We start from the raw sequence: 24,405 nt of genomic DNA, 5'->3' as shown, positions 1-24,405 counted from the left end.
GCTGCTCCCGGATGCGCCGGATATGAATTTATTGTCCTATGAGAAGAAGCACAATCACACGCAATACAAACGAGACCAGGATCCGGCTCAAGCTGAATTTGGACGGGCAGGGAAAGTCAAAAATTTCCACGGGCATCGGTTTTTTCGACCACATGCTGGCCTTGTTTGCCAAGCACTCGCTTTTTGATCTCGAGATTGAAGCCAGGGGCGATCTGGAGGTGGATTATCATCATACGGTCGAGGATGCGGGCATTGTGCTTGGAATGGCGCTCAAGGATGCGTTAGGCGACAAACGGGGGATCAACCGTTACGGCCACGCCTATCTTCCGATGGATGAAACCCTGAGCCGCGTGGTCGTGGATTTGAGCAACCGGCCCTACCTGGAATTCCGCGTGCCCGCGCAACGCCGGAAGGCGGGGGATTTTCCGCTGCAGTTGCTGGAGGAATTCATGCGCGCCCTGGCGGTGAACGCGGGCATGAACCTGCACATTGAATTGCTCTACGGGCGGGATGCGCACCATATTGCGGAATCCATTTTCAAGGGGCTGGCCAAGGCGCTCGACATGGCGTGCCGCAAGGATTCCCGGGTGAAGGGCTTGCCCAGCACCAAGGGCAGGTTATAGTTTTCCGTTTCAAGCCCGGAAGCAAAACTGCCTGGATTGAAATTTTTTCAAAATGGCTGAGACATGCAGGCTAAGACAGTGAAAATCGGATTGATCGACTACGGACGTGGGAACCTGCGCAGCGTTGAAAAGGCCCTGCAAACTCTGGGGGCCGATGTCCGCCGCGTGGCTTGCGCGGAGGAGCTGGTTGGTTTTGATTCCATCGTGCTGCCGGGCGTGGGGGCCTTTGGCGATGCGATGAACAACTTGAGCGAACGCGGCCTGGCGGCGCCTGTTTTGGATTGGCTGAAGTCCGGCAAACCCTTTCTCGGCATTTGTTTGGGGTATCAATTGTTGTTTGAAGAAAGCGAGGAATCTCCCGGAGTGGCGGGGCTGGGCTGGATACGGGGCAAAGTCAGGCGCTTTCCGGACTCCGTGGGCAAGGTGCCCCACATGGGATGGAATGAAGTCAGGCCGGTGAACGAAGGGAAGGAACTGTTTCAGGAGCTGCCGGAGAAGTCATATTTTTACCACGTGCATTCCTATTATCCCGAGCCCGAGGATAAAGGGTTGGCGGCCTGCATGACCGACTATGGCATTTCATTTGCCAGCGGGATCAGCATGGGAAATCTGGCGGCGTTCCAGTTTCACCCGGAAAAGAGCCAGTCCAACGGGCTGCGGCTCATGGGCAATTTTTTAAAGCGGATACAAACAGTTCACCGCTGATTTAGAGCAAATTGAACAAGATGTTGAAAGATAGGATGTTAGCTAAAACGCCAACGGCGTTTCGTCCTTCAGTTCATTCCCGCTCAAAACATCTGCTTGAAAGGTTTGGGTTCTCGCAATAACGCATGAACATGCGGCAGAATAAATACAACATGCTTTAGTGTCCGTTGATGTGGTCCTGTAAAATCGCCCAGGGCTTGATTTCCAAAAATATCTTTTCCCAAGCCCGAGACAAACCCGGCTTTTCTCTATTTGAAAAAACTGAAGTAATGATCGAAGAACCGGGAGGGATTGACCGTGGTTGCGATTTCGTGGTGTCCCGCCGGGTCCTTGGGATACCAAAGCGTGGCGCCGGTCGCATGGTCGCTCTTTAACTCGACTTCAACCCGGCCCGGTTCAAAACCGCAGATCGTGTCATCAAAAAGGGTCGTTGCCGCCAGAGGATCGTGAAATGTGATCATCCTGGCATGTTCAAACCAGACTTCGGCAAAATCGAGTACCGGCCTGAGCAACGGAGCTTGGAATTTCTTGCGCACCTCGTCCGCAGGCATCGTCACTTGGTTCGTCACATCGAGGCCGATTGAGCGGTGAAACGGCGGCGCGGCTCGGTACACAAGGGCGGTCGCCGTGGGGTCCAGCATGGCGTTCCATTCCAGCGCTGAATTGTGTTGAGAGAATACCCCGCACATCAACACCAGCCCTTTCAGCAGTCTGGGGATTTCCTCATCGGCGGCGAAAAGCGCGGCGATGTTGCTCATGGGGCCGATGCCGAACAAGATCACTTCACCCGGGCGGGCCCGGATGGTTTGGCGCATAAATTCGATGGCCTCGCCCTGGCTGAAATCGGTGTCGTGATCCCATCGATCCAGGGCCGCAGCCTGGGGGACGTGAGGCTGTTTTTGTTCTATGAGCAGAGGCTGCCGCCTGCCCGGGTGGATGGGGATGCGTTTCCCGGCGATCTTGCAGAGGACCGAAGCCATGCTGGCTCGTTTGACCGTATCGCCGGTCACCGTCGTGATTCCAAGCAGCTCGCAGGCGGGATTGGCCAGAAGATAGGCCAGGCAAACGGCGTCGTCGATATCCGAACCTATATCAGTGTCGAGAAGGACAGGGATGCGTTTTGAAGACATGGGCAAACTTAACTTTTGGTGCTGTTTCCTGCAATGAAAAGAGCGGCTTTAAATTTGCACTTTTAAAATTGTCAACGCTTTGTGCTTGTCCGGGGCGTGGCCGCGAATTGTTTGCGCGTCTGCAGGAATTGGCCCAAAACCCAGGCTGCCAGGAAGCAGATGCCGGCGCCGATCAGAGCGGCCAAACCGGTTGAAACGAACGGATGCGCAATGCCCGGCACTGTATAATTGGCCAATGGTGCGACAAACGACGGAGCACTGTTGTGCAGGAAATGACAGCGGGCGGCCACCCATTCCAAACCATCCGGATAACTGCTGGCGAAGGGGCTGAGCAAAAGCCCGATGAGCGCGGCGGCTGTGAGGACGGGCCACGCTTTTTGCGGTACGGTATGGGCCTTGTTTTCTTCAAGGCTGGAGAACAACCAGAAAGCGGCGGCTGTGATCAGGGCTTCGCCGATGCCTATCAAAGCATGAGAGCCAAGCATGGCGGGCGCGGCCTCGGTGAAGGAGGTTGTGCCACCCAACGCGAGTTCGGCGGAGCAGGCAAGAGACGCCAGCAGCACGGAAACCCACGAGGCGAGGGCAAGAACCGGGAGGTTTGAAAGATTCCGGGCCCGGGATTTCAGGAATTGTGCAAAGAGGCCGCCGAGTCCGGCGCCGATGAGGGACATGTTGAGGACGTTGGCGCCGAGAGTCGCAAGGCCGCCATCGGAGAAGGCGAGGCTTTGCACGGCCAGCACAAGCGCAAGGGAAAGGATGCCGAAAGGCAGTCCGAGAAGGGCGGTTGCGAGCACGCCGCCGAGCAGATGGCCGGAAGTACCGTTCTGGACCGGAAAGTTGAGCATCTGGGCTGCGAAAATAAAGGCTGTCACGGCGCCGAAATGGGCGGGGGAAGCTTTTTCCCGGGCCTGGGCCGCGAGGGCTGCGGTGGCTGTTAATCCAATGGCGCTAACTGCCGCGGTCACCGGGCAAACCGCCCCATGAAGCATGCTGCTGGGTATATGCATGCTTCCACTAAAGCGCCGCGAGGGGTGCGCAGTCCAGCCGAAACTCAAGCTGAGTTTGGGCCGACTTATTTCACGGCAACCATTCCCAAGGGCTGTCGCCGCGAATAAAGTTTCAACCGCCGCTTATTTTACGAATAAGGGTGTTTGCGCTCGTAATCCGATTCGCCGCTGGCGAGCCGCGCCGAATGTTCCTCTGATTTGCTCAGAAAAAATTGTGCCAGCAGGGTTGCGGTCAGAGTAACCACCACGGTCCCGACTGCAAAAGTCAGGACGGTGGCCAGATTATTTTTATGTTTGTTCGGTTCCATATCCTGCCGTGAATTTAACATCCGGGGGTTGCTGTGCGAGAGATTTTGCAGGGTATTTGATTGTTTTTGGTGAATAGTGCAGGCTTTGGCCATGCCGGATTTTCGGGACTGGTTGAAGGCTAAGGGGGGTAAAGTTTCGTTTGAAACTTTCATGGAAGCGGCGCTGGGCGACCCTCACTTCGGTTATTATACCAGCGCCGTGAAGAATGTCGGGCCCCGGGGCGACTTCTCCACATCGGCCACCATTCATCCGGTTTTGGCTTGGGCCATTGCGCGCTGGCTTGAAGAAAATGCGCCCCGCGTTTTTGGCCACAAAAGCTGGCATATTATAGAAGTGGGGGCCGGAACAGGCGCCATGGCGCGAAATGTACTCCGCTCAATGCCGCTATGGAGGTCCTGGTTTACACATGTCCACTTGGTTGAGATGTCGCCTTCCCTGCGGGCAAAGCAGCGCCGCAGATTGCGCGGATTCCGCTGCTCCTGGCATGATTCCATTGAGCAGGCGCTGGAAAAATGCGGAGGCAAGGCCTTGATTTATTCGAATGAATTCGTGGATGCCTTTCCTTGCATCCAGATTGTTTGGAAAAACGGGGCCTGGAAGGAAGTTGTTCTGGAGTTGGCGGGCGATGTGGTCCGGGAACAACTGGTGGATTTTGGCCCGGAACGCCTGGACCCGGGCCAATTCTCCATTTTTTCCACCCTGGCCAATCCGGTGGAAGGCCAGCGCTGTGAACTTCATGGCTCGTACCGCAGTTGGCTGTCGGGGTGGGCGGGATTGTTGAAGTGCGGGGCGATTTTGACCGTTGATTACGGTGAATTGGCCGGAGATTTGTATGAGCGCCGCCCGTCCGGCACGATACGCGCCTATTTTCAGCATCAGGTTTTGCAGGGCCTCCAGGTTTATCAGAGGTTTGGAAGGCAGGATTTGACGGCGGATGTGAATTTTACCGATCTCATAAATTGGGGTGAGGCGGAGGGGTTCCAGACGGAATTTTACACCACCCAGCGAGACTTTATCAAAGCGCATGTCTCAACTGCGAGCGAGACGGTGGATGAGATGTTGCGCATCCGGCAGTTGACCGATGAGACTGGCGCGGGGGGGTCGTTCAAGGTATTGTGCCAATCCGTGGGATTGGAAGGGTGAAATCGGGTGAAGGTTCCGGGTTAATGGGGGTATAAAGAGACTGAATATAGTGCCTAAAAAAAAGTTGCGCGGATATGCTGAAACCATAACTTAATCCACCCGCATAATTGCCGTTTACGGCATACCGGGCTGAAACCGTTTATTTAGGAAAATATTACTTATGGGTTCAATATTGCAGGATTTTGGAGCATACGGAGTGCAGATTTCACTTGTGGCGTCTTTCATCGGCTTGGCCTTTGCGCTTGCCTTGATTTGCTGGGTGCGCAAGCAAGAGCCGGGCAACAAACGCATGTGCGAAATTGCGCTGGCCATCCAGCAGGGTGCGCGGGCTTATCTGAACCGCCAAGTGGCAACCATCAGTGTGATATCCGTCATACTTTTTATTCTGCTCTGGATCTTGCGCAAAGATATCGTCGTCAGCCTGGGCTTTTTGCTGGGTGCGGCGTGCAGCCTGCTTGCGGGGTACCTGGGCATGCGCGTTGCTGTGATCGCGAACGTTCGCACAACCTTTGCCGCGCAGACCAGCCGCGCCAAGGCGCTTCGTGTCGCCTTTAGCGGTGGAGCGGTCACGGGCATGCTCGTCGTCGGCCTTGCGCTGTTGAGCGTGGGTGTTTTTTATCTGACGGTTACACATTTTCTCGGCATTCCAGAGGCGATCAACAGCCTCGTGGGCCTGGCTTTGGGCAGCAGCCTCATCAGTGTTTTCGCCCGTTTGGGCGGCGGTATTTATACCAAGGCCGCGGATGTGGGGGCGGATCTGGTGGGCAAAATCGAAAGCAATCTGGACGAGGACGATCCGCGCAACCCGGCTACAATTGCCGACAACGTGGGTGATAATGTGGGCGATTGCGCCGGCATGGCGGCGGATGTGTTTGAGACCTATGTGGTTAGTCTGATTGGCGCCGTGCTGACGGCGTACTTGATGCTGGGTGAAAAAGCGGGGATCGGCAGCGTCCTTCAGCAGGCCGCCATCGCGTGTCCGTTCATTATTTCCGCAATTTCAGTGATAGGCGGGATTGCCGGGATTCTGTATGTGAATTTGAAAAATGACCGTCCCGCCCGCCTGTTGCGCGGAGGGGTGCTGGTCAGCGCAGTTGTCACAGCGGTATTGCTGTTGCCGGTGACGCTCGCCCTGTTTCCGGCTTCGTTTGAGCTTGGAGGTGCGCAGCGCAGCGCGTGGTCGATCTATTTTTCGGCCCTGGCCGGACTGGTGATGAGCTTTGTGGTCGTCGTGATCACCAATTATTATACGGCGACCGAACACCGGCCTGTTCAAAAAATCGCCGAAGCGTCTGAAACGGGCCATGCCACCAATATTATTGCCGGGCTGGCGGTGGGCCAGCATGCCACGGCGCTGCCCGTCGGCTGCATCGGCATCGCCATTCTTTGCACGTACCAACTGGCCGGGCTTTACGGCATCGCCATTGCGGTCATGGCCATGTTGAGCATGGCCGGGATCATCATTTCGCTGGACGCATTCGGCCCCATTACCGACAACGCGGGAGGCATCGCCGTGATGGCCAAGCTGCCGAAGAAAGTGCGGGCAATCACGGACGAACTGGACGCGGTCGGCAACACCATGAAAGCAGTGACCAAGGGGTATGCCATCGCCTCGGCCGGTCTGGCGGCGCTGGTGCTGTTCGGCGCCTATGTCCACGAATTGCAGATTTATGTGCCGGGCGAGGTTTTTGTATTTTCACTGGAGCAACCGAAAGTGATTATCGGGCTGTTCCTGGGCGGCCTGCTGCCGTTTGTCTTCACCGCGCACAGCATGGATGCCGTCGGGAAGGCTGCGGGCGCCGTGGTGCGGGAAGTGCGCCGGCAACTTGCGGAAAGCCCCGGCATTTTGACGGGCAAGGTCAAGGCCGATTACGGGACTTGCGTGGACATCGTGACCAAGGCTGCGCTGCGCGAAATGATTTTACCCGCTTTGCTTCCCATAGTCATGGTTGTGGTCGTAGCTGGATTTAATCATGTGTTAGGCCCTGTCGTTCTGGGTGGATTGTTGGTGGGAACCATCGTGACCGGACTGTTTGTCGCCATTGCCATGACCTCCAGCGGCGGCGCCTGGGACAATGCCAAAAAATATATCGAGGAAGGCCACTTTGGAGGCAAGGGATCACCCGCCCATGCGGCTTCGGTGACCGGAGACACGGTGGGCGACCCCTATAAGGACACGGCTGGGCCCGCGATCAATCCCATGATCAAGGTGACCAACATCATGGCGATCCTGATCATTCCGATCTTTTTTGCACCGTTGAAGGCCGACAGCCAGGCAGCCAAAGCACCGGAAGCGCAGGCGGCGCATGAATTGAAAGTTTCAGCAGGCGATGTGAGGCGGAATTGAACTCAACCAACAGATACTGGGCCGGGTCGGGCGGTTTGCCATGAGAGTCTTCATTCTCGCGATCCTGCTTTATTTTCCGTTTGTTAATTTGTTGGCCTGTTTTTTGACTCTCTCCGTCCTTCGGCGCCTTTCCCTGCTCACGCCGCAGGTGAGGATTGGCTTGTGGATATGGTTTGTGGCTGTAATCGGATTTTTGGCGCTTCAGCTTGGCGCGCCGCCGGGCTGGCGGCCCTTTTTGCAGCACTGGTTTTATGCTGAGTTTGCGATCGGAATGTTTTGGAACCTCATTTTGATGCCGCCGATTGCGGTCATCGCCCTGCTGGCTTGGCTGGCGCTCAAGATCAGGGATTTTTGCCGTGAAAAATCCGGACGTGCCGCCTGTGATAAAGCGGCGCTTTCGGAAGGGATTACACGCCGCAAGTTTCTTTATTACGCCACCTTTGGCGCGGCGCCTGCAGCGGCCCTCGGCGCCGGCGTTCATGGTACAATCACCCGCAACGATCTTCGCGTGCGCGAGTTGAAAATTCCCGTCCCCGGCCTTCCGGCGGCGATGGAGGGCTTCACCATCACCCACATGAGCGATCTTCACTCGGGGCTTTTTTGCGGCCCCGAAAAATTGCGTGTCATATCGGACACGGCCAACGAACTCAAATCGGACCTGGTGGTTGTGACGGGCGACTTGATTAACGATTCGGTGACGGAACTTCCGGCGGCCATGGCTTGCATCAAGCGCGTTGAGTCCCGTTACGGGATCTTTATATGCGAAGGCAACCACGACTATTTTGCGGGCCAGGGCGCGCTGCCGGGCGCCTGCGCCAAAGCCGGGCTGCCTTATCTTCATAATTCCAACAAGGTGCTCCAGATCCGGGGTTGCAACTTGTACATGGCGGGCCTTCCTTGGTTTGGAAGCCATTACAGGAGGGAAGAGGTGCGAATGGATCGGCTTTTCCCGGCAGTACGGGAAAAGACGGATGTCCGCATTCTTCTGGCGCATCATCCCCATCTTTTTGATTCCGCCTTGGGAAGCGCCGACCTGGTGTTGTCAGGCCATACGCATGGGGGCCAGTTGATGTTTGGGAATGTGGGATGCGGGCCGTTGTTTTTCAGGTATTGGAGCGGCCTTTATCAAAAGGAGCGCTCTTCACTTGTGGTGTCGAATGGCTGTGGCGACTGGTTCCCGTGCCGGATAGGCGCCCCTGCGGAGCTTCTTCGCCTGACCCTCACAAGTGCGGGTTAGTAGGAAGCCAACAAGGGGGTCAAAAATGGATTTTCTTTTTGGCGTCCTCGAGATTTTTTTCAACAGCAGCCGGCGTCGCGGGCTTGTCATTGTACCGCGGCTTGACAATGGTATGCACGCCGTAAACCAGCACGAGCGCCACAAGGAGGGCAATAATCCAGGAGCCGAGGCTGGTTGCATAACTTGCGCGGAATAAGGCGCGGGTGAAGGGAACGATCATGAGCAGGAACGCGGCAATCACGCAGCCGTTGACAATGGTGATGTTCAAGTCCGGGTTATTGACGAGCGGCAGGACGTATCTGTTAGCCAAGGTTGCGGTTCCAAGCAGGCCGATGGAGGAGATCAGAGTAACGAACAGCCCCGCAAAGAGAGAGCCGCGTGCCGCATTGCCCAGGCTATGTACCTGGGCCAAGCAGATCGTGATGGAAAGAAAGGCGGTCAAAAAGGCGATGATGAAGATACGGGCCGATTCGGGATGCAGAAGGACGATTTGCAAATAATCCCAAAAAATCCTTCTCATTGCCACGCTGTCAACGAGATCGAACATGCCTTATTTTTGCCTATTTAAAGCCGATGTCAAACCGCAATCCCCTCTATTCAGAGGGGCGGAAAGGTCCCCGCGACGACCGCTTCGGGGTGTGTTGTTTCTGGCCGTGGCGATCCATGTGTGCTCATTCCACTTGCGATGACTGTCGGGGTTGTCATTTCCCTTCCCTGGCCAGCAACCACAGCGTTGCGGGCATGGCGGATGGCGGGAACCCGGGCGGCGGCGGTTCCTGGTGGAATGATGCGGATATCTGACAAGTTGCAAGAGCTGATCTGGCCATGGGCAGGAGCGCGCCCTGGTTGATCTGGCGGGAATTGGTCGAGGCCAGCAGCGAGCCGCCGGAAGAAAGGCAGGCCAGCGCCTGCCGGATCAACGCCTCCATTTCATCTTCGACCTGGAAGACTTTTCCCTTGTGGGATCGGGCGAAGGTGGGAGGGTCCAGGATGATGCAATCGAAGCGTTCTTTTCTCCGAGCCAGACGCGCGAGGGCTTCCCGCACATCATCCGCAAAGAAACGATGCCCGGCAGGTTCGATGCCGTTGAGCTCGAAATTGGAGCGGCCCCATTCGAGGGCTTTTTTGGAAATATCCACGCTGGTTGTTTCGGCGCCAAGTGCGGCGGCGGCGACGGAAAAGGCGCAGGTATAGGAAAAGCAGTTCAGAAGGCGCCGGGGCCGGAGCCTTTGTAAATAACGGCGGTTTTGAGTTTGATCGATGAACAGACCGATGGAGTATCCCGCGCTGAGATCGATTTTAAAGCGGAGCCCCGATTCCAAGACATTGAAGCTGGTGGGGGCATCCGGCGGGCCGTCGAGCTGTTCCGGGGCTGTTTGGCCGGACTGGGTTTTGGCCAGGAGCCGGCCAAAGACCGGGCCGACGCTCAATTTCAGGGCCTGGCACAAATCCAGGGCGGCGCTTTTCAAGGGCCAAAAGTCCGGCTTGGCGGTCGCGGAAAGAAGTACGGTGCCGGCATAATATTCGGCCCAACCGCCTGGCCCTGTGAGCAGGCGGAAGGCGTTGGTTTCGACTGCTTGAAGCCCTGCATATTCGTCCGGAGTGAGCGAATGGAACTGGGATGATGTTTTCATCAACTTCCGGAAAATGCTAATGTGGCGTTATCTAAATAGCTTGCAAAAACTGCGGGATAAAATTCTGGATTGCCGCGTCGTCCCGATACCCGCCAAAGGCGGTGGGATCGGGACTCCTTGCAATGATGCTGCGCGTGAGGTCTTGTGCCAACAATGCATGCTGACCTGGGCTGTTCGTCATCGCGAGAACCCAAACCTTTCAAGAAGGTGTTTTGAGCGGGAATGAACTGGAGGCCTACCCCGAAAGCTTTCGGGGTAGCGTCTGTTTCATGCAATCGCCGGAACCACTTTCAGGGTTCGGGATGATTTTTTGATTTTACCCAGGGTAGATCCTCGACAAGCTCGGATCAACCCTGGGCTGAAGGACGAAACGCCGTTGGCGTTTTAGCTAACATTCTATCTTTCAACATCTTGTCACATCTGTTCATTAGGAGGCCCATCTGGAACACTCGCGACGCATGTCGGAGCTGGGCCGTGGCGATCCATGTGCTTGCGTATTCACTTTAAATTGTCTTTGCCCGGCTCCTCTCAATGAGGCAAAACAGGTTTTATTCCGGAAAGAACGGGTTTTGACAGCGTGGGTGATGTGGCATTAAATCATGCAGTAGCCTGCATAGGCTCAGTGCGAGTCTTTCCACTGTTGTGCCACGGTACTAACTGGTTGATCATTAAAATGAGTATGAAATATGCAGGCTAAACCTTCCTCACACCATGCCATCCGGCTGTTTCGCTTTGCGGAGGACGCATGGCAAGGCGGTTTGAAGGACTGGCTGCAAGCGCAGGCGTCGGTTTGTCTCGCAGGGGAGGAGGCATGGCTGGTCGCCGCCGACACGGCTCAGGCCGCATGGATACGCCGCCGGGCGGGGTTGGAAGGCTTGTCCCTGCTCGGAATCCGTTTTCTTACCGCAGGTTCGCTGAGAAAGGAACTGAGTCGATTGTTAGGTTCCGAAACACGGCTTCTGGGCCGGGAGAGCCTGGAATTTCTACTGAAACTGGAGGCATTGAAACATGACAGCGCCGAGGCGCGCGCCGTAGCCTTGAATCCCGGCCCCTGCCTGCAGGCATTGGATGATCTGGGACGGGCTGGTTGGTCCGGCGATGAAACCGACATGGGAGAAGTTCCGTCCCCCATCGGGCGATGGCTGAAGGTTCTCACCGCCAGCAAGGCATGGACCTCGGCCATCGACACGGACTTGCTGGCCCGGGCGCGCAAGCCGGTTTCCGCCCCGCTCCACCTTTGCTTTTGGGCGTGGGACGCCGGATTTTATCCTGAAAAACTGCTCTTGGAAGCTGCGCTGCGCGCCGCGGCAAGTTCTGAATTGTATGTTCCGTTGCCCATCGCAGATCCTGACATGGCCTGGGTCGAGGAGCTGGAGCGCGTCTGCGGAGTCGGGCATGATGTTTGCCCGGCTTCGGATTATCGCTCCACCAACGAGGCGTTGGTTGAACATCTGTTTCGACGGGGCGAAGGCGAATCCGTTCCGGCGGCGCCGGTTTTGATGACAGGCGCCACCCAGGAAGATCAAGTGGATCTTGCGGAACGTCAGGTTCTGAAATGGCTTCCGGATTGCGGACGCGAGGATCGGATCGGCGTGGTGGCGCCCCCGTCAAGCCCGACAGGCCGCCTGTTGTTGCGACGATTGCTGGAGGCCGGGATTCCTGTGCAGGATGAAGCGGGTGGACGTGTGCCGCCGGATGCTTCGGCAGTGCTGCAAAAATGCCTGGCCCGATATTATCTCTCCGGGGAAATGGTCGAAGAATTTCTTTCGCTGCTGGCGGCCGCGCAGCAAATACCGGGTGCAGCCAGGTTGCCCGACCCGGTCCGTTTGAGAGCGGGGCTGCATGATATTTTTGGCGGATGCCCGACCCGGCGGGTGCCGTTATTGATGGAGAAAATCGGCCCGGATGCAGGCCCCGTTTTGCAGGCAGCCCGAAAATTGGCGGAAGGCCTGGGCGCATGGCCGCAGGAAGCCGGCTGGGCGGAACTGAAAACAAAATGGCAGGCCGCGTGCGACTGCCTGGGCGTCGGCGTGGAGTGCCTGGAACCCCTGTGGTCGCGTCTGGATGCCGTACTGGCGGATCGCAGGGTCCAGGGCCGCGCCTTTCTGGAGTATGTAAATGAGTTGCTGGAGTCCGCGCGCTTTGCGCGGGATGAAGAAGCCGTCCATCCCTTTGCCAAGGTGGCGCTGGTTACTTTAGCGAAAGCAAGTTATCAGTCATGGAAACATCTGATTTTTTTGGATTCAAATGAAGGAGTTTGGCCGATCTCGAGGGATGAAAATCCCTTTTTGGATGACGGGCTCAGAAGGAGCCTGAATCAAAAGCGGGGTCCGGGCTATGGCCGCCTGCTGGCGACGCTCGATCTCGCGCGGCTGGAACAGAAACGGCTCATGGATCTGTTGGAAAATTGCCGTGGCGAAGCCGCCCTGCTGGCGCAGGGATTCGACACGTTGAATCCTGTCCAGCCGCTTTACCCAAACGAACTTTTCTTGCAGTGCCTGATGCTCGAGGCCGGAGACAAACCCGTCTTGAAACTTTGGGAGGATCGGATTCAGAGTGACGCCAGGCCGACGTTGTCGGCCGGTTGTGATGCCATATTGGCGGGGAAAGAGGCCAGACATCTGGCGGAAGTGCGCCGCCGTCGCATGGATCCGGCGCTTCCGTTTGACGAATACAGCTTTTGCTATCCGCCCGGCAGCGGTGGGAACCGGAGCTGGTCGGTGACGGGATTGGAGAAAGCCTGTGAATATCCGGCCACCTTTGCCCTTCGCCAGCTCTTTCGCGCGGAAAGCGCGCAGGAACAAAATTTTGAGCGCAACGAACGCTGGATCACCGGGATTCTTGCGCATGAGTGGATACGCCGCTGTTTGAAGGATGGCCTGCCCGGCGCCGCGGAATTGGAAAAACGACGACAGGAAGTGGAGCGGCAACTTCGGGAGGAATTTCTCGCAACGCGTACGCTTTGGCGGGAAACGGTTTTTCAGTCCTGCCGCTGGGCCGTTCGCGAGTGTCTGTCGAGGCTGTGCCGGCAGGATGCCGGGAGATGGGAAATTGTCAAATCGGAAGAGCCTATAGAAGGGCATGTCACGACGGAAGGCGGCATTCTGGCATTGCGCGGCAGGATGGATCTGGTTCTTCGAAATAGGGCAGAGTGGAGCGGGTCGGACGCCTGGATTGTGGATTTCAAAACCAGCCGCCGCCAGACACCCACGCCGCAGCAATTGGAACGCGGGGAAGGGCTGCAATTTGCGGGCTATTTATTGCTCGCGCTTGAGCAGGGGGCCAAGACCGTGTCCGTACAGTGCCTGAGCCCGCGGACTTCCGGCGGGTGCAACCTGACCGGCGAACACGCGGAATCGGCCCGGCGCGGCCTGGCGCTGGCGGCACGCTTGCTGGCGAGCTGTCGGTTTGGCATGAAGGGGGCCTTGTTCGATGACTATAAGAGGACTGAGATGCTGCCCATGGCGACAGTGCCGGTGGACCTTCAAATTCTGGAAGCAAAGGCGGCCTTGACGCACGAACGGGAGAGCGTGAAATGAAAGCGCTGGCTGATTCAAATGACCGCGAGAGATTTGTCAAGGAACTGGGTCTCAACTTTTGCGTTTCCGCCAGCGCGGGCGCGGGCAAGACCACGGCGATCGTCCAAAGAATCGTCGCGCTGGCCTGCCGGGAGGAAGCTCGGATTCTCCGCGGCGAACCCAGTTGCCTGCCGCGCCTGGCCGTGGTGACGTATGGTGTGCTGGCGGCGGAAGAGCTGCGGGTGCGGACGCGCCAGGAGATGTTCCGTCATTTGTCAGGCGATGCCGGCCGGCGGCAACAGGTGCTGGGGGAATTCAACCGGGCTTATTTCGGCACCATCCACAGTTTTTGTTTGAGGCTGTTGCGGGAGGAAGGCAGGCATTTGGGTCTGCCGTCCAGCGTTCAATTGCTGGAGGAAGACGATGAGCGGCTTTGGTACCGCTTTGTGGAAACGGATTATGCCTGGCCGGAAACGGTGGACCCGGAAATTCCGGCCCGTGTGTTGCGGCATTATACCTTTGAGCAAATCCTCAAGCTCGCCAGGGAAATGCCGCCGGATGCCGCTGAGGCAATCGCCGGGCGGGCGCCGGCCCGGTCCGGCCCGGTGTTGGATTTAAGCGGCGCATTTGAAGCGAAGACGCGCGGCAAAGCCGTCGAGACGCTGGCCCGGCACCAGGAACATCTCCGGCAATGGCTGAAAGATTATGAGTCGGATGACGGTTATCTCGAACTGCCGCATTATGAGCAGGGCGGGAAGGAGTTTGCTGAAGCCGTTCGGAATGGGTTCCAGCCGTATGTCAGTTGGCTGAACACCTGCGCCTCCCATCTCGCGGCCCTGGTGGCGTTGTGTTATCGCGATTACCGGGTTGCCCAGGGCTATCTGACCTACGACGACATGGTGGCATGGGCGAAAAAACTGCTCGATAACAAAAAGGTGCTGCAGCGGTTGCGGGAGCGGGATTTTATCGTGATTCTGGACGAGGCCCAGGATACCGATTCCAGCATGTTCGCCATCCTCACAGAACTCACGCGCCCGGGAGCGGCGGAGCTATATGAGTGGCCGACAAAGACGGAGGCCGCTCCGCCCCGCCCCGGATCGTTTTGTTTTGTGGGAGACGACCAGCAAACCATCTACAGCAAGCGGGCGGACCTGGCCCAATATCACAAGTTTGTCAGTGCCTTTCAAAGCGGGAAGGGGGGGCAGGTCCTGAATTTTTCCGTGACAATGAGATGCCCGCAGGCCGTGATCCGCGCGGTCAACACGGTTTTTCCAGGAAGATTGGACCAGCCTTTGGTGCATTTTAGGAGACTGGAGCCGCGACCCGATGCGCCGGAAGGAGGGGTTCGTATCTTGAATTTGAAAGCGCCGGAGGACGGCAAGGTCGCAGAATTGTTTCGCGAGGAGGCGAGGCAGGTGTCGGCGTGGATGGCGGAGCAGGGACTGAAGGGACTTGGAATTTCAAGTTGGTCGGAGGCTGCCGTGCTCTGTCCCCGCATTGACTGGTTGTCGGTCATGTCGTCAGAACTCAAAACCGCCGGGCTGCCGGTCCGGATGGTTTCATCCAAGGAGCAGCGCTCCGAATTGCCGGGTTACAGTTGGCCCGTGGCCTTGTTATGGGTTTTGCTGCACCCGTCTGACCGCTTCGAGTTGATAGGTGTTTTGCGGGAAATTTACGGAATTGCGGATGACGAATTGCTGCGGGTGCATCAGGAGCGCCCGGAAGGATTGAATTTGAATTCGGCGGCCATGTGTTTTGAGCGGACCGCGAAGGCGCTTGCGGAGCTTCGAGAGCTGCGAGGAGAATGGCTTAAGCAACAAGCTGACGGCATATTTCGGTTGAGCCGTTTTATTGAGCTGCTGCTGGAACGGATGGCGTTGGAGAAAAGGATTCTGGCCATTGGCGAGGAAGCGGAGCCGTTGCAGGAATTGCGCCGCGCCGCGTTGATTGCGGAAGCTGAAGGGGTCGATTTTTTGGATTGGGTTGATGGATTGAAAAATGAGCTGGGCAAATCGCCGCGGATTGCCACGGGCGGGTCGGCTGAAATCCAGTTGCTGACTTCGATGAAGGCAAAGGGGCTCGAATGGCCGGTGGTGGTGGCGCCCGGTTTGGGAAGAATGATCGGACAGCACAGAACCGAGTATCCGTTGATTGAAAAGTTAGAGGGGCGACTGCAGGCGCATTTTAATCCGCTGACGATGACTGAGGAGAACAAAACCCGAAGACAGGAAGCGCGCGACCTGGAATTCCAGCGCTTGTTTTATGTCATGATGACGCGGGCGCGGCGATTGCTGGTACTGCCGGACAGCCAGGGCTTTTACAAACGCAGCACCCCCAGTTTTTTGGGTTTGATCCGCAGGGAGGAAGTGGATTGGAAAGACTCGATTGGGGAGACGGATTTTATGCCTGAAGCCGGGATCGGCACGGAGCGCGGCGTGGAGCCGGCGCTTGATGCGGATTTGATCCGGAAGGCCGTTGATTCCGCCAAACAGATTGTCAGGATGGTGCTTCCCCATAAACTGGCGGCTCACGGGGACGGGAATGAGTTCCGCGTTGAGGCCGGGATGGAGACAGTTGTGGGCGGAATGGAGTATGGCACCTGGTGGCATGAAGTTATGGAACAGTTCCCGTGGAAGTCGTCTCAGGGCGGGCATGGGGATTATTTGCGCGAAAAATGCGCGCTCGCGCCGGCTGGATTTCGGGAAAGAGGTTTCAAGGAGATGGAATTGTTTCTTGCCGGACCGTTTTACAAGGAATTGCTGGGGTCCGAATCGGTTTTCCTGAGCGAAATCCCGTTTTCGGCCCCGCTGTCGCCCGAGGCAATAATGGAAGGCGTCATCGACCTTATTGTGGTGGATGCAGAAGGAAAATGCGGGGTGGTGGATTGGAAAACAAATCGCTGCAAGCCGGACGAAACGGAAAAGGATTTTGCGGCGAGGTTGAAGTCGATTTATGCGGCGCAGTTGTCGGCGTATGGGGACATGCTGGAAAAGCGGCTGGGGCGCAGTGTGACGCGCCGGATTTTGTACAGCACCGCGACCGGGCAGCGGATTGAGGTTTGATTTCTCGCGCAAAGATGCCAAGCCGCGAAGTTTTGGCCACAGAACACAGAGGAAAACATTTTAACCACGGATAACGCGGATGGATACGGATAGGAAAGAGACACAAAGCAAAACACATTTTTGACAGGATTAACAGGATGAGAGGCGATTGGATGTGGAGTGCGGTGGCAAGTCGGGCAGCCACCCGACCGACACCGCTTTGGGTTTCGGCTTTCCTCCAGTGTCTGGACGTAATAGCCTTTCGGAAGTATCAAAATCCTTATCAATTATAACACATGAAGAATATATTGATATGTTATATGCTGCTTATGGCTTTCTACTCTCCAAATTGCTTTCCGAAATTAACGAGACGGCATTGCAGATATCGGCCACATGGCCTCTGGACTGCCGCGTCGGGCAAGCCTTCCTCGCAGTGACACGGGTGCGTGGGGTGTAGTGCCGGCGAAGTATGCAGACTCGATCTGTTCGTCATCGCGAGGCCCATCATGGGCCGTGGCGATCCAGTACTTGTGTATAGCGGAGAGCTGATAAGGGGGATATTTTCCGTTTTTTTTTCATCTGTGTTTATCCGCGTCCATCTGCGGTTAAAAATGATTTGCTTTGCGGCTTTGCGCGAGAACCCGTGCTATTGCAGTGACTGGGGATTCCCGAAGAGGCATTGGAGGAACTCGGAGTCCTTGAAATGGCTGTCGCGGGAGAGGCGGACGACGACAAGATTCCTGGACGGGACGACGTAGAGCCGCTGCCCCGCCGAACCGATGCTGGCAAACAGATCGGGCGGCGCGGCTAGCGACAGCACGGCATGACTCCAGTTCTGCCGGTACCAATCGAGTTCCAGCATTTCCTCGATATCGACTTCATTGGCATCCGGAGCCGTGACCGCATGGTTGTTCCAGAAACCAAGGCTGTACGCCGGGTTGACGCTGCTGCCCCGTAAAGCCGGTGTCAGGGAATTGTTTGCGAGGATTGGCCAGCCCCGATGGAGAAGGCAGCGCCCCATCGCCGCCCATTCGCGAGCGGTAATCATAAAACCCGATGCGATGAGAGGGTTGTTGTCGCTGTCGGGCAGGTAGCGTTGCGGGCCGAGCCCGAGCGGGTACAGAACGCGGCGCTCGAGGTATTCAGTGGGCGTTTCGTTCCAATCCGCCAGGCGGTGCTTGAGGACTTCATGAAAAACCTGCATGGCGGCAGGCCCGTAGATAAAAGCCTGGCCGCGTGGCGCGAGTATTTTGTCCCGCATGGCGCGGGTGTCGCGATTGGAGCCATCGATCCCGTGAAGCGGAAAATCGGGTTCCAAGCCGCTGGTAAAATTGAGCAGTTCGCAGAGGCACAGAGGCGCCTTTCTGGGATCGACATACCACTGGGGGAGAGTATCGGCAACGGGTTCATTGAGATGAAGCAGTCCGTCCTCGGTCGCCGCGAGGCCGGCCAGAGTCCAGAATCCTTTTGTGCCGCTGTAGATCCGGTGTTTGACGTCCTGCCCGCTTCCCTCCTGGTAGTCTTCAAGCAGGATGCGGTTGTTTTGAATGACGAGGAGGGCGAGTCCGCGATGCCGGATCGAATAGGTGTCGGCGGCTTTCAGGGCCTGCGGGGGCAGATCGGGGACGGGCGGGACATGTTTTTTGGCGGCAGTGACAGGTTTGATTTTGGGCGTGACTTCGGACCACGCCGGGGCGGGCATTGAAAGCATTCCAAGCAGGGCCGCGCAGCCGAGTACACGGATCATGGCTGTATTTTCGGCACAACAGGCTGCGGAGTCAATGACGGGTTCGGCGCGGAGGCGCCGTAAAAAACAGGATTTAACGCAAAGGGCATAAGACGCAAAGGCGCGGGAACACCAAAAGACATTTTTCGGCGAGTGAAAAAATTAAATAGAGTCGCATAGGAACGGAAAGAATTCAAAAAATGCAATCTGTGAAAATCCTCATAATCTGCGGATAAAGTCTTTGTGTCCTTCATTGTAAATAACAAAGGTTATCTGCGCCTTGGCTTCTTATGCCCTCTGCGTTAAATCTTTCCTGTCTGGCGGAGGGCTTCGTAGAGAACGATGCCTGCGGAGGTGGAGAGGTTCAGGCTCCGGGCTTCGGGGTTGGGCATGGGGATTGTCAGGCATTGGCCGGGGTGGGCGGCCAGCAGGCTTTCCGGCAGGCCCCGGGTTTCAGGGCCGAAAATCAGATAATCGCCATCCTGAAAGCGGGCGCTGGCGTAGGATGTTTTGGCTTTGGTGCTCAACAGGAAAAAGCGCCGCCCCGTGATCGATTCAAAAAAGGTCGGCCAATCGGGCCAGGTTTTCCAATCCACATGCTCCCAGTAGTCCATTCCGGCGCGTTTCAATTGCTTTTCGTCGAGGGAAAATCCGAGGGGCTCGATGAGATGGAGACGGCTGCGGGTGGCGGCGCAAAGCCGGGCAATGTTCCCGGTGTTCGGCGGGATCTCAGGCTTGAGAAGCACGATGTTAAACATAGCGGTCCGTGTAAAAAACCTTTTCCAGATAAAGGCCGCAGGCGGGCGCGGTGTTGGGAGCGGCGCTGCGGCTGTGGGCCTCCAGGATTTTTTTCAGTTCCTGCTGCGTGATGCGTCCGTGGCCGATCTTGACAAGGGCGCCGACAAGGTTCCTGACCATTCGGTAGAGAAACCCTTCCCCGCGGAAGGAGATGGCGAGGATCGTTCCCTGTTGCTGGAAGCGGACGCTGCGGATGCTGCGGACGGTTGTTTCGCGCTTGTAGCCGGGATTGCTGGTAAAGGACGCGAAGTCATGGGTTCCGACGAACAATTGCCCGGCTTTTTCCATGGCGTCGATATCCAGCTTGCGCGGCACATGCCAGGCGCGGTTGATTTCAAAAGGGTCCAGAAACGGCACTTGGGCGATCCGATAGCGGTATTCCTTGCCCTTGGCGGAAAACCGGGAGTGAAAGGTTTCGGGGGCGTATTTGGCCTGCAGAATTCGAATTTCGCGGGGGAGATAAAAATTGAGGGCGGATTGCAGGGAGGAGAAATCGCGAAATTTGGGTTCGGCACGGAAATGGGCAACCTGGCCGTGTGCGTGAACTCCGGCGTCGGTGCGTCCCGATCCGTAGAGGGTGACGTGATGCCCCCAACAGCGGGCCAGAACCTGTTCCAGATGGCCCTGGACGGTTGGCTTTTTCCCCTGGATTTGCCAGCCGGCAAAGGGGGTGCCATCGTAGGCGATCAACAGTTTGTGGTTCCTGAGCGTCTTTATCACATAAGAAGCATAAATGCGGATTGCAGGATTGGAATCTGTAAAAATCAGCCGACAATCCTTGTGTTTGGCAGTTGCTCCGACTGCAACAATTTTAGCAGCGAGACGCTGTTGAAACCCGCAGCCGGGACGGCCGTGCTACATCCGCACGCCGGGCTGCGGCGACACAAAAAAGGCGCACGGGAATTCCGCGCGCCTTTTTGTAAACGGGATTTTTCTTATTATTGCCAGAGCCTGTCGAAAAAGTAGCTAAAGCCGACCTGGCCGCCGATTGCGTTGACGCCCAGGTTACGGGAATAAATGCCGGCATTTGAAATGTGTTCAAAATCAGCTTCCAGATCCACCGACCAGTTGTTGTTGAGGAGGCAACGAATGCCGACGCCTGCCTGGGGCGTGAATTCAATGCATCCGCCAAGGGCGCGCTGCGAGCTGGTTTGATAGCCGTCGGAATAGACAATACCGGCGCCGCCCTGCACGTAGGGCACCACTTTCCAGCCGGGTTGGACGAAATTGTAACGCACCAAACCAGTGGGGCCGACGTGGACGTTTCCGAAGCCGCTGAAGACGAAGTTGGTGGAAATTTCCATCACGGCTTCAAAGTTGCCGTCGTACCAACTGCCGTCGCCTGCCGGTGTGTCCAGCATCCAGCCCAGGCGGAGGGTGGTTTTTGCGTAATCATAGGTTGGTATGCTCGGCCCGATGTCGTTTTGTGAAAACAAGGCGCCCTGCATGGCCTGGAATTCAATCCGGTCTTCCGTGAAGAGCGGAGCTACGGGCTCGACCTTGGTCAGAACCTGTTTCGATAAATCACCCGCACCGGCCCAAGCGCTGAGCGTCATGCAAAAGAGTCCCGCTGCCGATACACCAATGAGTTTGCCTATTCCGTTTTTCATAACTGCTAGATTGCTAGATGAAATTTGATTTAGCGTCAAGGTAGCTTTGCAACATAATTCGGGCCGCATTGCTGTCGATAATGGCTTTTTGATCTTTTGCCTTTTTGCCCGATTCCCGCAACCGGCGGGAGGCTTCGACGGTACTGAGCCGTTCATCGACGGTTACTATCGGAACGACCAGGATTTCCTTGAGGCGGAGGACGAATTCCTGGGCTTTTGCCGCCGCCGGGCCATAGGAGCCGTCCATGTTACGGGGGATGCCGATGACAATCAGCGTAACTTCTTTTTCCAGGATTATTTTTTTTAATTGACTGATAAACGGCTTGAACGGAAAGGCTTCGATAAAGGGCATGGGAGTGGCCAGCGTCAGGCTTTCATCCGAGGCCGCAACCCCGATGCGTTTGGTCCCAAAGTCCAGGCAAAGATAACGGCTCATACGGCGTGAGTGGCTTCGGCCAAAGGTTGTACAAAGGCGCGCAGTTGGGCGGGTAATTCCGGGCTCTTGCCCCATTCTGCGATCCGGTTCACAATCGCGCTGCCCACCACGACGCCATCGGCCAACGCGGCTGTAGCGGCGGCTTGTTCGGGGTTGGAAATGCCGAATCCCACGCAAATCGGGAGCTTCGTGTGCGCGCGAATGGCGGAGATTTGGGCCGGGATACCCGAAGCCAATTTGTCCTGCATGCCCGTGACGCCCTCCCTTGAGACATAATAAATGAAACCGGAGCTGCTTTTTGCAATTTGGCGAATGCGGTCTTCCGGAGTGGTGGGTGCGATCAGGGAAATACGCTTGAGCGCGGACTCGGCGGGCCATTCGGCCTTCGCCTCCTCGGGTGGCAAATCCAGGATGAGCACGCCGTCGATGCCGGATTCCGACGCCTGGCGGGCAAATTCGGCGACCCCAAGATGGAAAATGGGATTATAGTAGGTAAAGAGAACGAGGGGGATCTGGCTTTCCTTGCGGATTTTCTTCACGGCCTCAAACAAGCCTTTGACTGTGGCGCCGGCCTCGAGCGCGCGTTGGGAGCCGAGTTGGTTGACGGCACCGTCTGCGAGAGGGTCGGAAAAGGGGAGGCCAAGCTCAATGATGTCGGCCCCGGCTTTTTCAAGCGCCAGGACAATGCCGTGCGTTTTGGAAGGGTGGGGGTCGCCGGCCACGACGTAGGCCACGAAAGCCTTCTTATTTTCCGCGGCCAACTGCTTAAAACATGTGTCAATCCGATTCATGGGGATGGATTATATTCAAACCTGTAATCTTTAGCCACCTTCAACTTCGGAACGACCCAGCCAGTAACATGCAAGGGGGGCTGGAATTTTTAGGATATGCGTAGGAACGCCGGTCTTTGGCAGGGGCATGACTGAAAAATCTGTGATTTGCTTGGTGATCACATAACCCTGTTCCACCCCTTTTGCCGCGCAAAATTCCTGCATGCCCTTCAGGTCGCCGGCCCCCGTGTCCTGTGCGCGGTATTTTATTTCGAAGGGCACAAGACGCTGTTCAACTGATGCGATGATATCCACTTCGTGGTCTTTCTTTCCCCGCCAATAGGAAAATCCGATGCTTCGGTCATAGTAGCGCGTGTAAACATGTTTGAAGAATGCCGTTTCAACCGCCACACCCAGCGCAGCCGGATCTTCGAGCAGTGATTTTCCCTTTAACATCACACTAGGGGCAATGGCGGCGTCTGCCAGATACAACTTATAGCGGGCGCGCAGGATCTCCTTGCCGTAGCCAAATGGCGGCAGGCGGTGAATCAGATGGGTTGATTCCAACAACGCGATAAAGTTGTTTGCAGTCGGCTTCTTGACTTGGAGATTTTTGCACAGATCGGGTATATCGAGCAGCCCGCCGTCGTGCAGGCATAGATAAAGAAAAGTTTGCTCGAGTTCCAACACCCGGCGCACGCCAAACAAGGCGGTCATGTCGCGCTTCAGGACTTTGTCCACGATGTCTTCCCGCAGCAATTTCTGAGCCTGGGCAATACTTTCCACCTGGGCGCTCTGCGGAAATCCGCCCCGCAGCAGGTACTCATGAAAATCCGCAACAAGAGGGCGCGCTTGGGCGGACACTTCAGAAAAATGCCGGGGGCTCCAGGTAAACAAAGACTGGAGTGATTGCACCACGGGAAGCTCCGGTACCGCAATTTGCTTGATTTGCAGGTATTCGTAAAAAGACAGTGTTGCCAGACGCAGAGTATGCCAGCGGCCTACTCCTGATTCCTGTCCCTCGGCCGCGAGTGGCGTGGCGGATCCCGTTACTATAATCTGCCGTTTTTTAAAAAAATCAACCTGATGCTTGAGCCAGGTTTGCCAGTCTTTGGTGTATTGAATTTCGTCAAGGAACAGATACTCCGTTCCATTACGCTCAGGTTCCAGTTCCCGCCATAAATCAAGAAGTCCGTCCAAGCCTGCCAGCTTCAACAGTGGGTGGTCAAAGGTTGCATATAAAATCTTGGCCGGTGGTACGCCACTTTCAATCAGGGCTTCGATGGCCTGGAGCAACAGGGTCGTCTTCCCAATCTGTCGCGCGCCGCTGAGCAGGAGAGCACGGTGAGCCGGTGGATTCTTGATCCAATTCAACATTTGATGAAAAGCCGCGCGTTTCCATTTTGGCAGATCAACCAACCGGGTATCCTGCCACCATGGATTGTATTGGCGTAGAATGGCCAAAAGCTCAGTTTTTGTGGCCAACATGGTTGAATAAATGCCAAAAATTGAATATAAGGCAAGTGTATTTTATCTAAATTATATTTATAAGCATATTCCAGGATTATCAGAGCGCTTTTTTAGCCCGGTGCCTTATGCTGGACTTGCTTTCAGGTAGAGGTGACTTATTAGAATAGTTTTCCGCTATGAACTGAAGTCCCTGCAGAGTCAACAGGGGATTTACGATTTGAATGAATGGGGCGTGGCGCGCAATCAAAGCGCTGTGTCCGCCGGTGGCGACGACTGTCAGGTGCCTGGCCCGCATTTGTTTTTGGATGGCATCCAGCACGGCCTGAATAAGCCCGCGATAGCCGGTGACAGCTCCCACACGCATGGCCTCGATCGTGCTTTTGCCGATGGCGTGGCGGGGTTCCCGGATTGTGATTTTGGGCAGGAGCGCCGTTTTTTCGTGAAGGTAATCGGTCATGGCGTTCAACCCCGGGGCGATGACGCCGCCGAGATATTCGCGTTTTGCGGAAACAATGTCGAAGGTGACGGCGGTCCCGAAATCGATGACGACGGCCGGGAGCGGGTAGAGCCGGGCGGTGGCCACAGCGTTGGCGATGCGGTCCGCGCCGATGCTGGCCGGGTTTGGATAACGCAAACGAATTGGCAGTTTTGTACGGTGGTCGAGCAGAACCAGGCGGCTTTTGGACCAGACCCGGCCGAGGATTTTACGGATGGAAGGCACGACCGAAGCGGCGACGACGAGATCCGGTTTGTGGCGCCGGTTGAGGCCGGAGAGGAAGCGCGGCGTGATTTCCGGAGTGGGCCGGCGGGCCAGGAATTGGAGCCGACTTCCGCGGGCAAGCGCAAACTTTGTCCACGAATTGCTCACATCAATGAGGAGCATTTTAGGTTGGGCCATAAA

At 56.5% G+C, this 24,405-nt stretch carries 20 protein-coding genes; 7 read left to right on the top strand and 13 right to left on the bottom strand.

Features of this window, described 5'->3' with window-relative positions; all coding sequences use genetic code 11:
• Nucleotides 1-38: 38 nt before the first annotated feature.
• Together hisB and hisH are read left to right on the top strand one after the other, a co-directional pair.
• Nucleotides 39-623: an imidazoleglycerol-phosphate dehydratase HisB gene (gene hisB, locus PHD76_04930; GenBank protein MDD5261175.1), complete on the top strand. Its 585-nt coding sequence runs from the start codon at nt 39-41 to the stop codon at nt 621-623.
• Between the two features lie 63 nt (nt 624-686).
• Nucleotides 687-1,328, top strand: a complete 642-nt coding sequence (gene hisH / locus PHD76_04925) for an imidazole glycerol phosphate synthase subunit HisH (protein ID MDD5261174.1) — start codon at nt 687-689, stop codon at nt 1,326-1,328.
• A gap of 248 nt (nt 1,329-1,576) precedes the next feature.
• Here hisH and PHD76_04920 read toward each other — a convergent pair whose 3' ends face one another.
• The 3 genes from PHD76_04920 to PHD76_04910 form a co-directional block, all read right to left on the bottom strand.
• Nucleotides 1,577-2,458 carry a nucleoside hydrolase gene (locus PHD76_04920; protein ID MDD5261173.1) on the bottom strand — a complete coding sequence of 294 codons (882 nt, stop codon included), beginning with the start codon at nt 2,456-2,458 and terminating at the stop codon, nt 1,577-1,579.
• Between the two features lie 71 nt (nt 2,459-2,529).
• Complete coding sequence (locus PHD76_04915; GenBank protein MDD5261172.1) at nt 2,530-3,465, bottom strand: energy-coupling factor ABC transporter permease; 936 nt, start codon at nt 3,463-3,465, stop codon at nt 2,530-2,532.
• Between the two features lie 128 nt (nt 3,466-3,593).
• Entirely contained in the window at nt 3,594-3,773 is a 180-nt protein-coding gene (locus PHD76_04910; GenBank protein MDD5261171.1) for a hypothetical protein, read from the bottom strand.
• A gap of 91 nt (nt 3,774-3,864) precedes the next feature.
• Here PHD76_04910 and PHD76_04905 point away from each other — a divergent pair, with 91 nt between their 5' ends.
• The 3 genes from PHD76_04905 (at nt 3,865) to PHD76_04895 (ending at nt 8,501) form a co-directional block, all read left to right on the top strand.
• Nucleotides 3,865-4,917 (top strand): SAM-dependent methyltransferase, encoded by a 1,053-nt coding sequence (locus PHD76_04905; GenBank protein ID MDD5261170.1) that lies wholly within the window; start codon nt 3,865-3,867, stop codon nt 4,915-4,917.
• Nucleotides 4,918-5,077: 160 nt separating this feature from the next.
• Nucleotides 5,078-7,264 (top strand): sodium-translocating pyrophosphatase, encoded by a 2,187-nt coding sequence (locus tag PHD76_04900; GenBank protein MDD5261169.1) that lies wholly within the window; start codon nt 5,078-5,080, stop codon nt 7,262-7,264.
• 40 nt (nt 7,265-7,304) lie between these two features.
• A complete protein-coding gene (locus PHD76_04895) occupies nt 7,305-8,501 on the top strand; it encodes a metallophosphoesterase (GenBank protein ID MDD5261168.1) in 1,197 nt (398 codons plus the stop codon).
• Between the two features lie 19 nt (nt 8,502-8,520).
• Here the strand turns inward: PHD76_04895 and PHD76_04890 are convergent, their stop codons facing one another.
• Together PHD76_04890 and PHD76_04885 are read right to left on the bottom strand one after the other, a co-directional pair.
• On the bottom strand, nt 8,521-9,048 hold the full coding sequence (locus PHD76_04890) for a hypothetical protein (GenBank protein ID MDD5261167.1): 528 nt from the start codon (nt 9,046-9,048) through the stop codon (nt 8,521-8,523).
• A gap of 154 nt (nt 9,049-9,202) precedes the next feature.
• Nucleotides 9,203-10,135 carry a class I SAM-dependent methyltransferase gene (locus tag PHD76_04885; protein ID MDD5261166.1) on the bottom strand — a complete coding sequence of 311 codons (933 nt, stop codon included), beginning with the start codon at nt 10,133-10,135 and terminating at the stop codon, nt 9,203-9,205.
• Nucleotides 10,136-10,821: 686 nt separating this feature from the next.
• On the opposite strand from PHD76_04885, the gene PHD76_04880 reads away from it, so the two are divergent.
• The gene (locus tag PHD76_04880) at nt 10,822-13,674 is read left to right on the top strand and encodes a PD-(D/E)XK nuclease family protein (protein MDD5261165.1); all 2,853 of its coding nucleotides are present in this window, start codon (nt 10,822-10,824) and stop codon (nt 13,672-13,674) included.
• On the top strand, nt 13,671-16,715 hold the full coding sequence (locus PHD76_04875) for a UvrD-helicase domain-containing protein (protein MDD5261164.1): 3,045 nt from the start codon (nt 13,671-13,673) through the stop codon (nt 16,713-16,715). Before PHD76_04880 ends, PHD76_04875 begins: the two co-directional genes overlap by 4 nt.
• Nucleotides 16,716-17,340: 625 nt before the next feature.
• Here the strand turns inward: PHD76_04875 and PHD76_04870 are convergent.
• The 8 genes from PHD76_04870 to PHD76_04835 form a co-directional block, all read right to left on the bottom strand.
• The gene (locus PHD76_04870) at nt 17,341-18,441 is read right to left on the bottom strand and encodes a serine hydrolase (protein MDD5261163.1); all 1,101 of its coding nucleotides are present in this window, start codon (nt 18,439-18,441) and stop codon (nt 17,341-17,343) included.
• 281 nt (nt 18,442-18,722) lie between these two features.
• The gene (locus tag PHD76_04865; GenBank protein MDD5261162.1) at nt 18,723-19,178 is read right to left on the bottom strand and encodes a tRNA (cytidine(34)-2'-O)-methyltransferase; all 456 of its coding nucleotides are present in this window, start codon (nt 19,176-19,178) and stop codon (nt 18,723-18,725) included.
• On the bottom strand, nt 19,171-19,938 hold the full coding sequence (gene truA, locus PHD76_04860; protein ID MDD5261161.1) for a tRNA pseudouridine(38-40) synthase TruA: 768 nt from the start codon (nt 19,936-19,938) through the stop codon (nt 19,171-19,173). Before truA ends, PHD76_04865 begins: the two co-directional genes overlap by 8 nt.
• Nucleotides 19,939-20,156: 218 nt before the next feature.
• Nucleotides 20,157-20,828: an acyloxyacyl hydrolase gene (locus PHD76_04855; protein ID MDD5261160.1), complete on the bottom strand. Its 672-nt coding sequence runs from the start codon at nt 20,826-20,828 to the stop codon at nt 20,157-20,159.
• A gap of 13 nt (nt 20,829-20,841) precedes the next feature.
• A complete protein-coding gene (ruvX, locus tag PHD76_04850) occupies nt 20,842-21,264 on the bottom strand; it encodes a Holliday junction resolvase RuvX (GenBank protein ID MDD5261159.1) in 423 nt (140 codons plus the stop codon).
• A complete protein-coding gene (gene trpA, locus PHD76_04845; GenBank protein MDD5261158.1) occupies nt 21,261-22,055 on the bottom strand; it encodes a tryptophan synthase subunit alpha in 795 nt (264 codons plus the stop codon). The genes ruvX and trpA overlap by 4 nt, the downstream gene beginning before the upstream one ends.
• A gap of 30 nt (nt 22,056-22,085) precedes the next feature.
• A complete protein-coding gene (locus tag PHD76_04840) occupies nt 22,086-23,522 on the bottom strand; it encodes an ATP-binding protein (GenBank protein ID MDD5261157.1) in 1,437 nt (478 codons plus the stop codon).
• Between the two features lie 79 nt (nt 23,523-23,601).
• Nucleotides 23,602-24,402, bottom strand: a complete 801-nt coding sequence (locus tag PHD76_04835; GenBank protein MDD5261156.1) for a type III pantothenate kinase — start codon at nt 24,400-24,402, stop codon at nt 23,602-23,604.
• Nucleotides 24,403-24,405 lie beyond the last annotated feature (3 nt).

The organism is Candidatus Methylacidiphilales bacterium (genome assembly GCA_028713655.1).
GTDB lineage: Bacteria > Verrucomicrobiota > Verrucomicrobiia > Methylacidiphilales > JAAUTS01 > JAQTNW01.
Note: the sequence above shows the minus strand (reverse complement) of the source record. Positions and strands in the feature narration are given on the sequence as shown.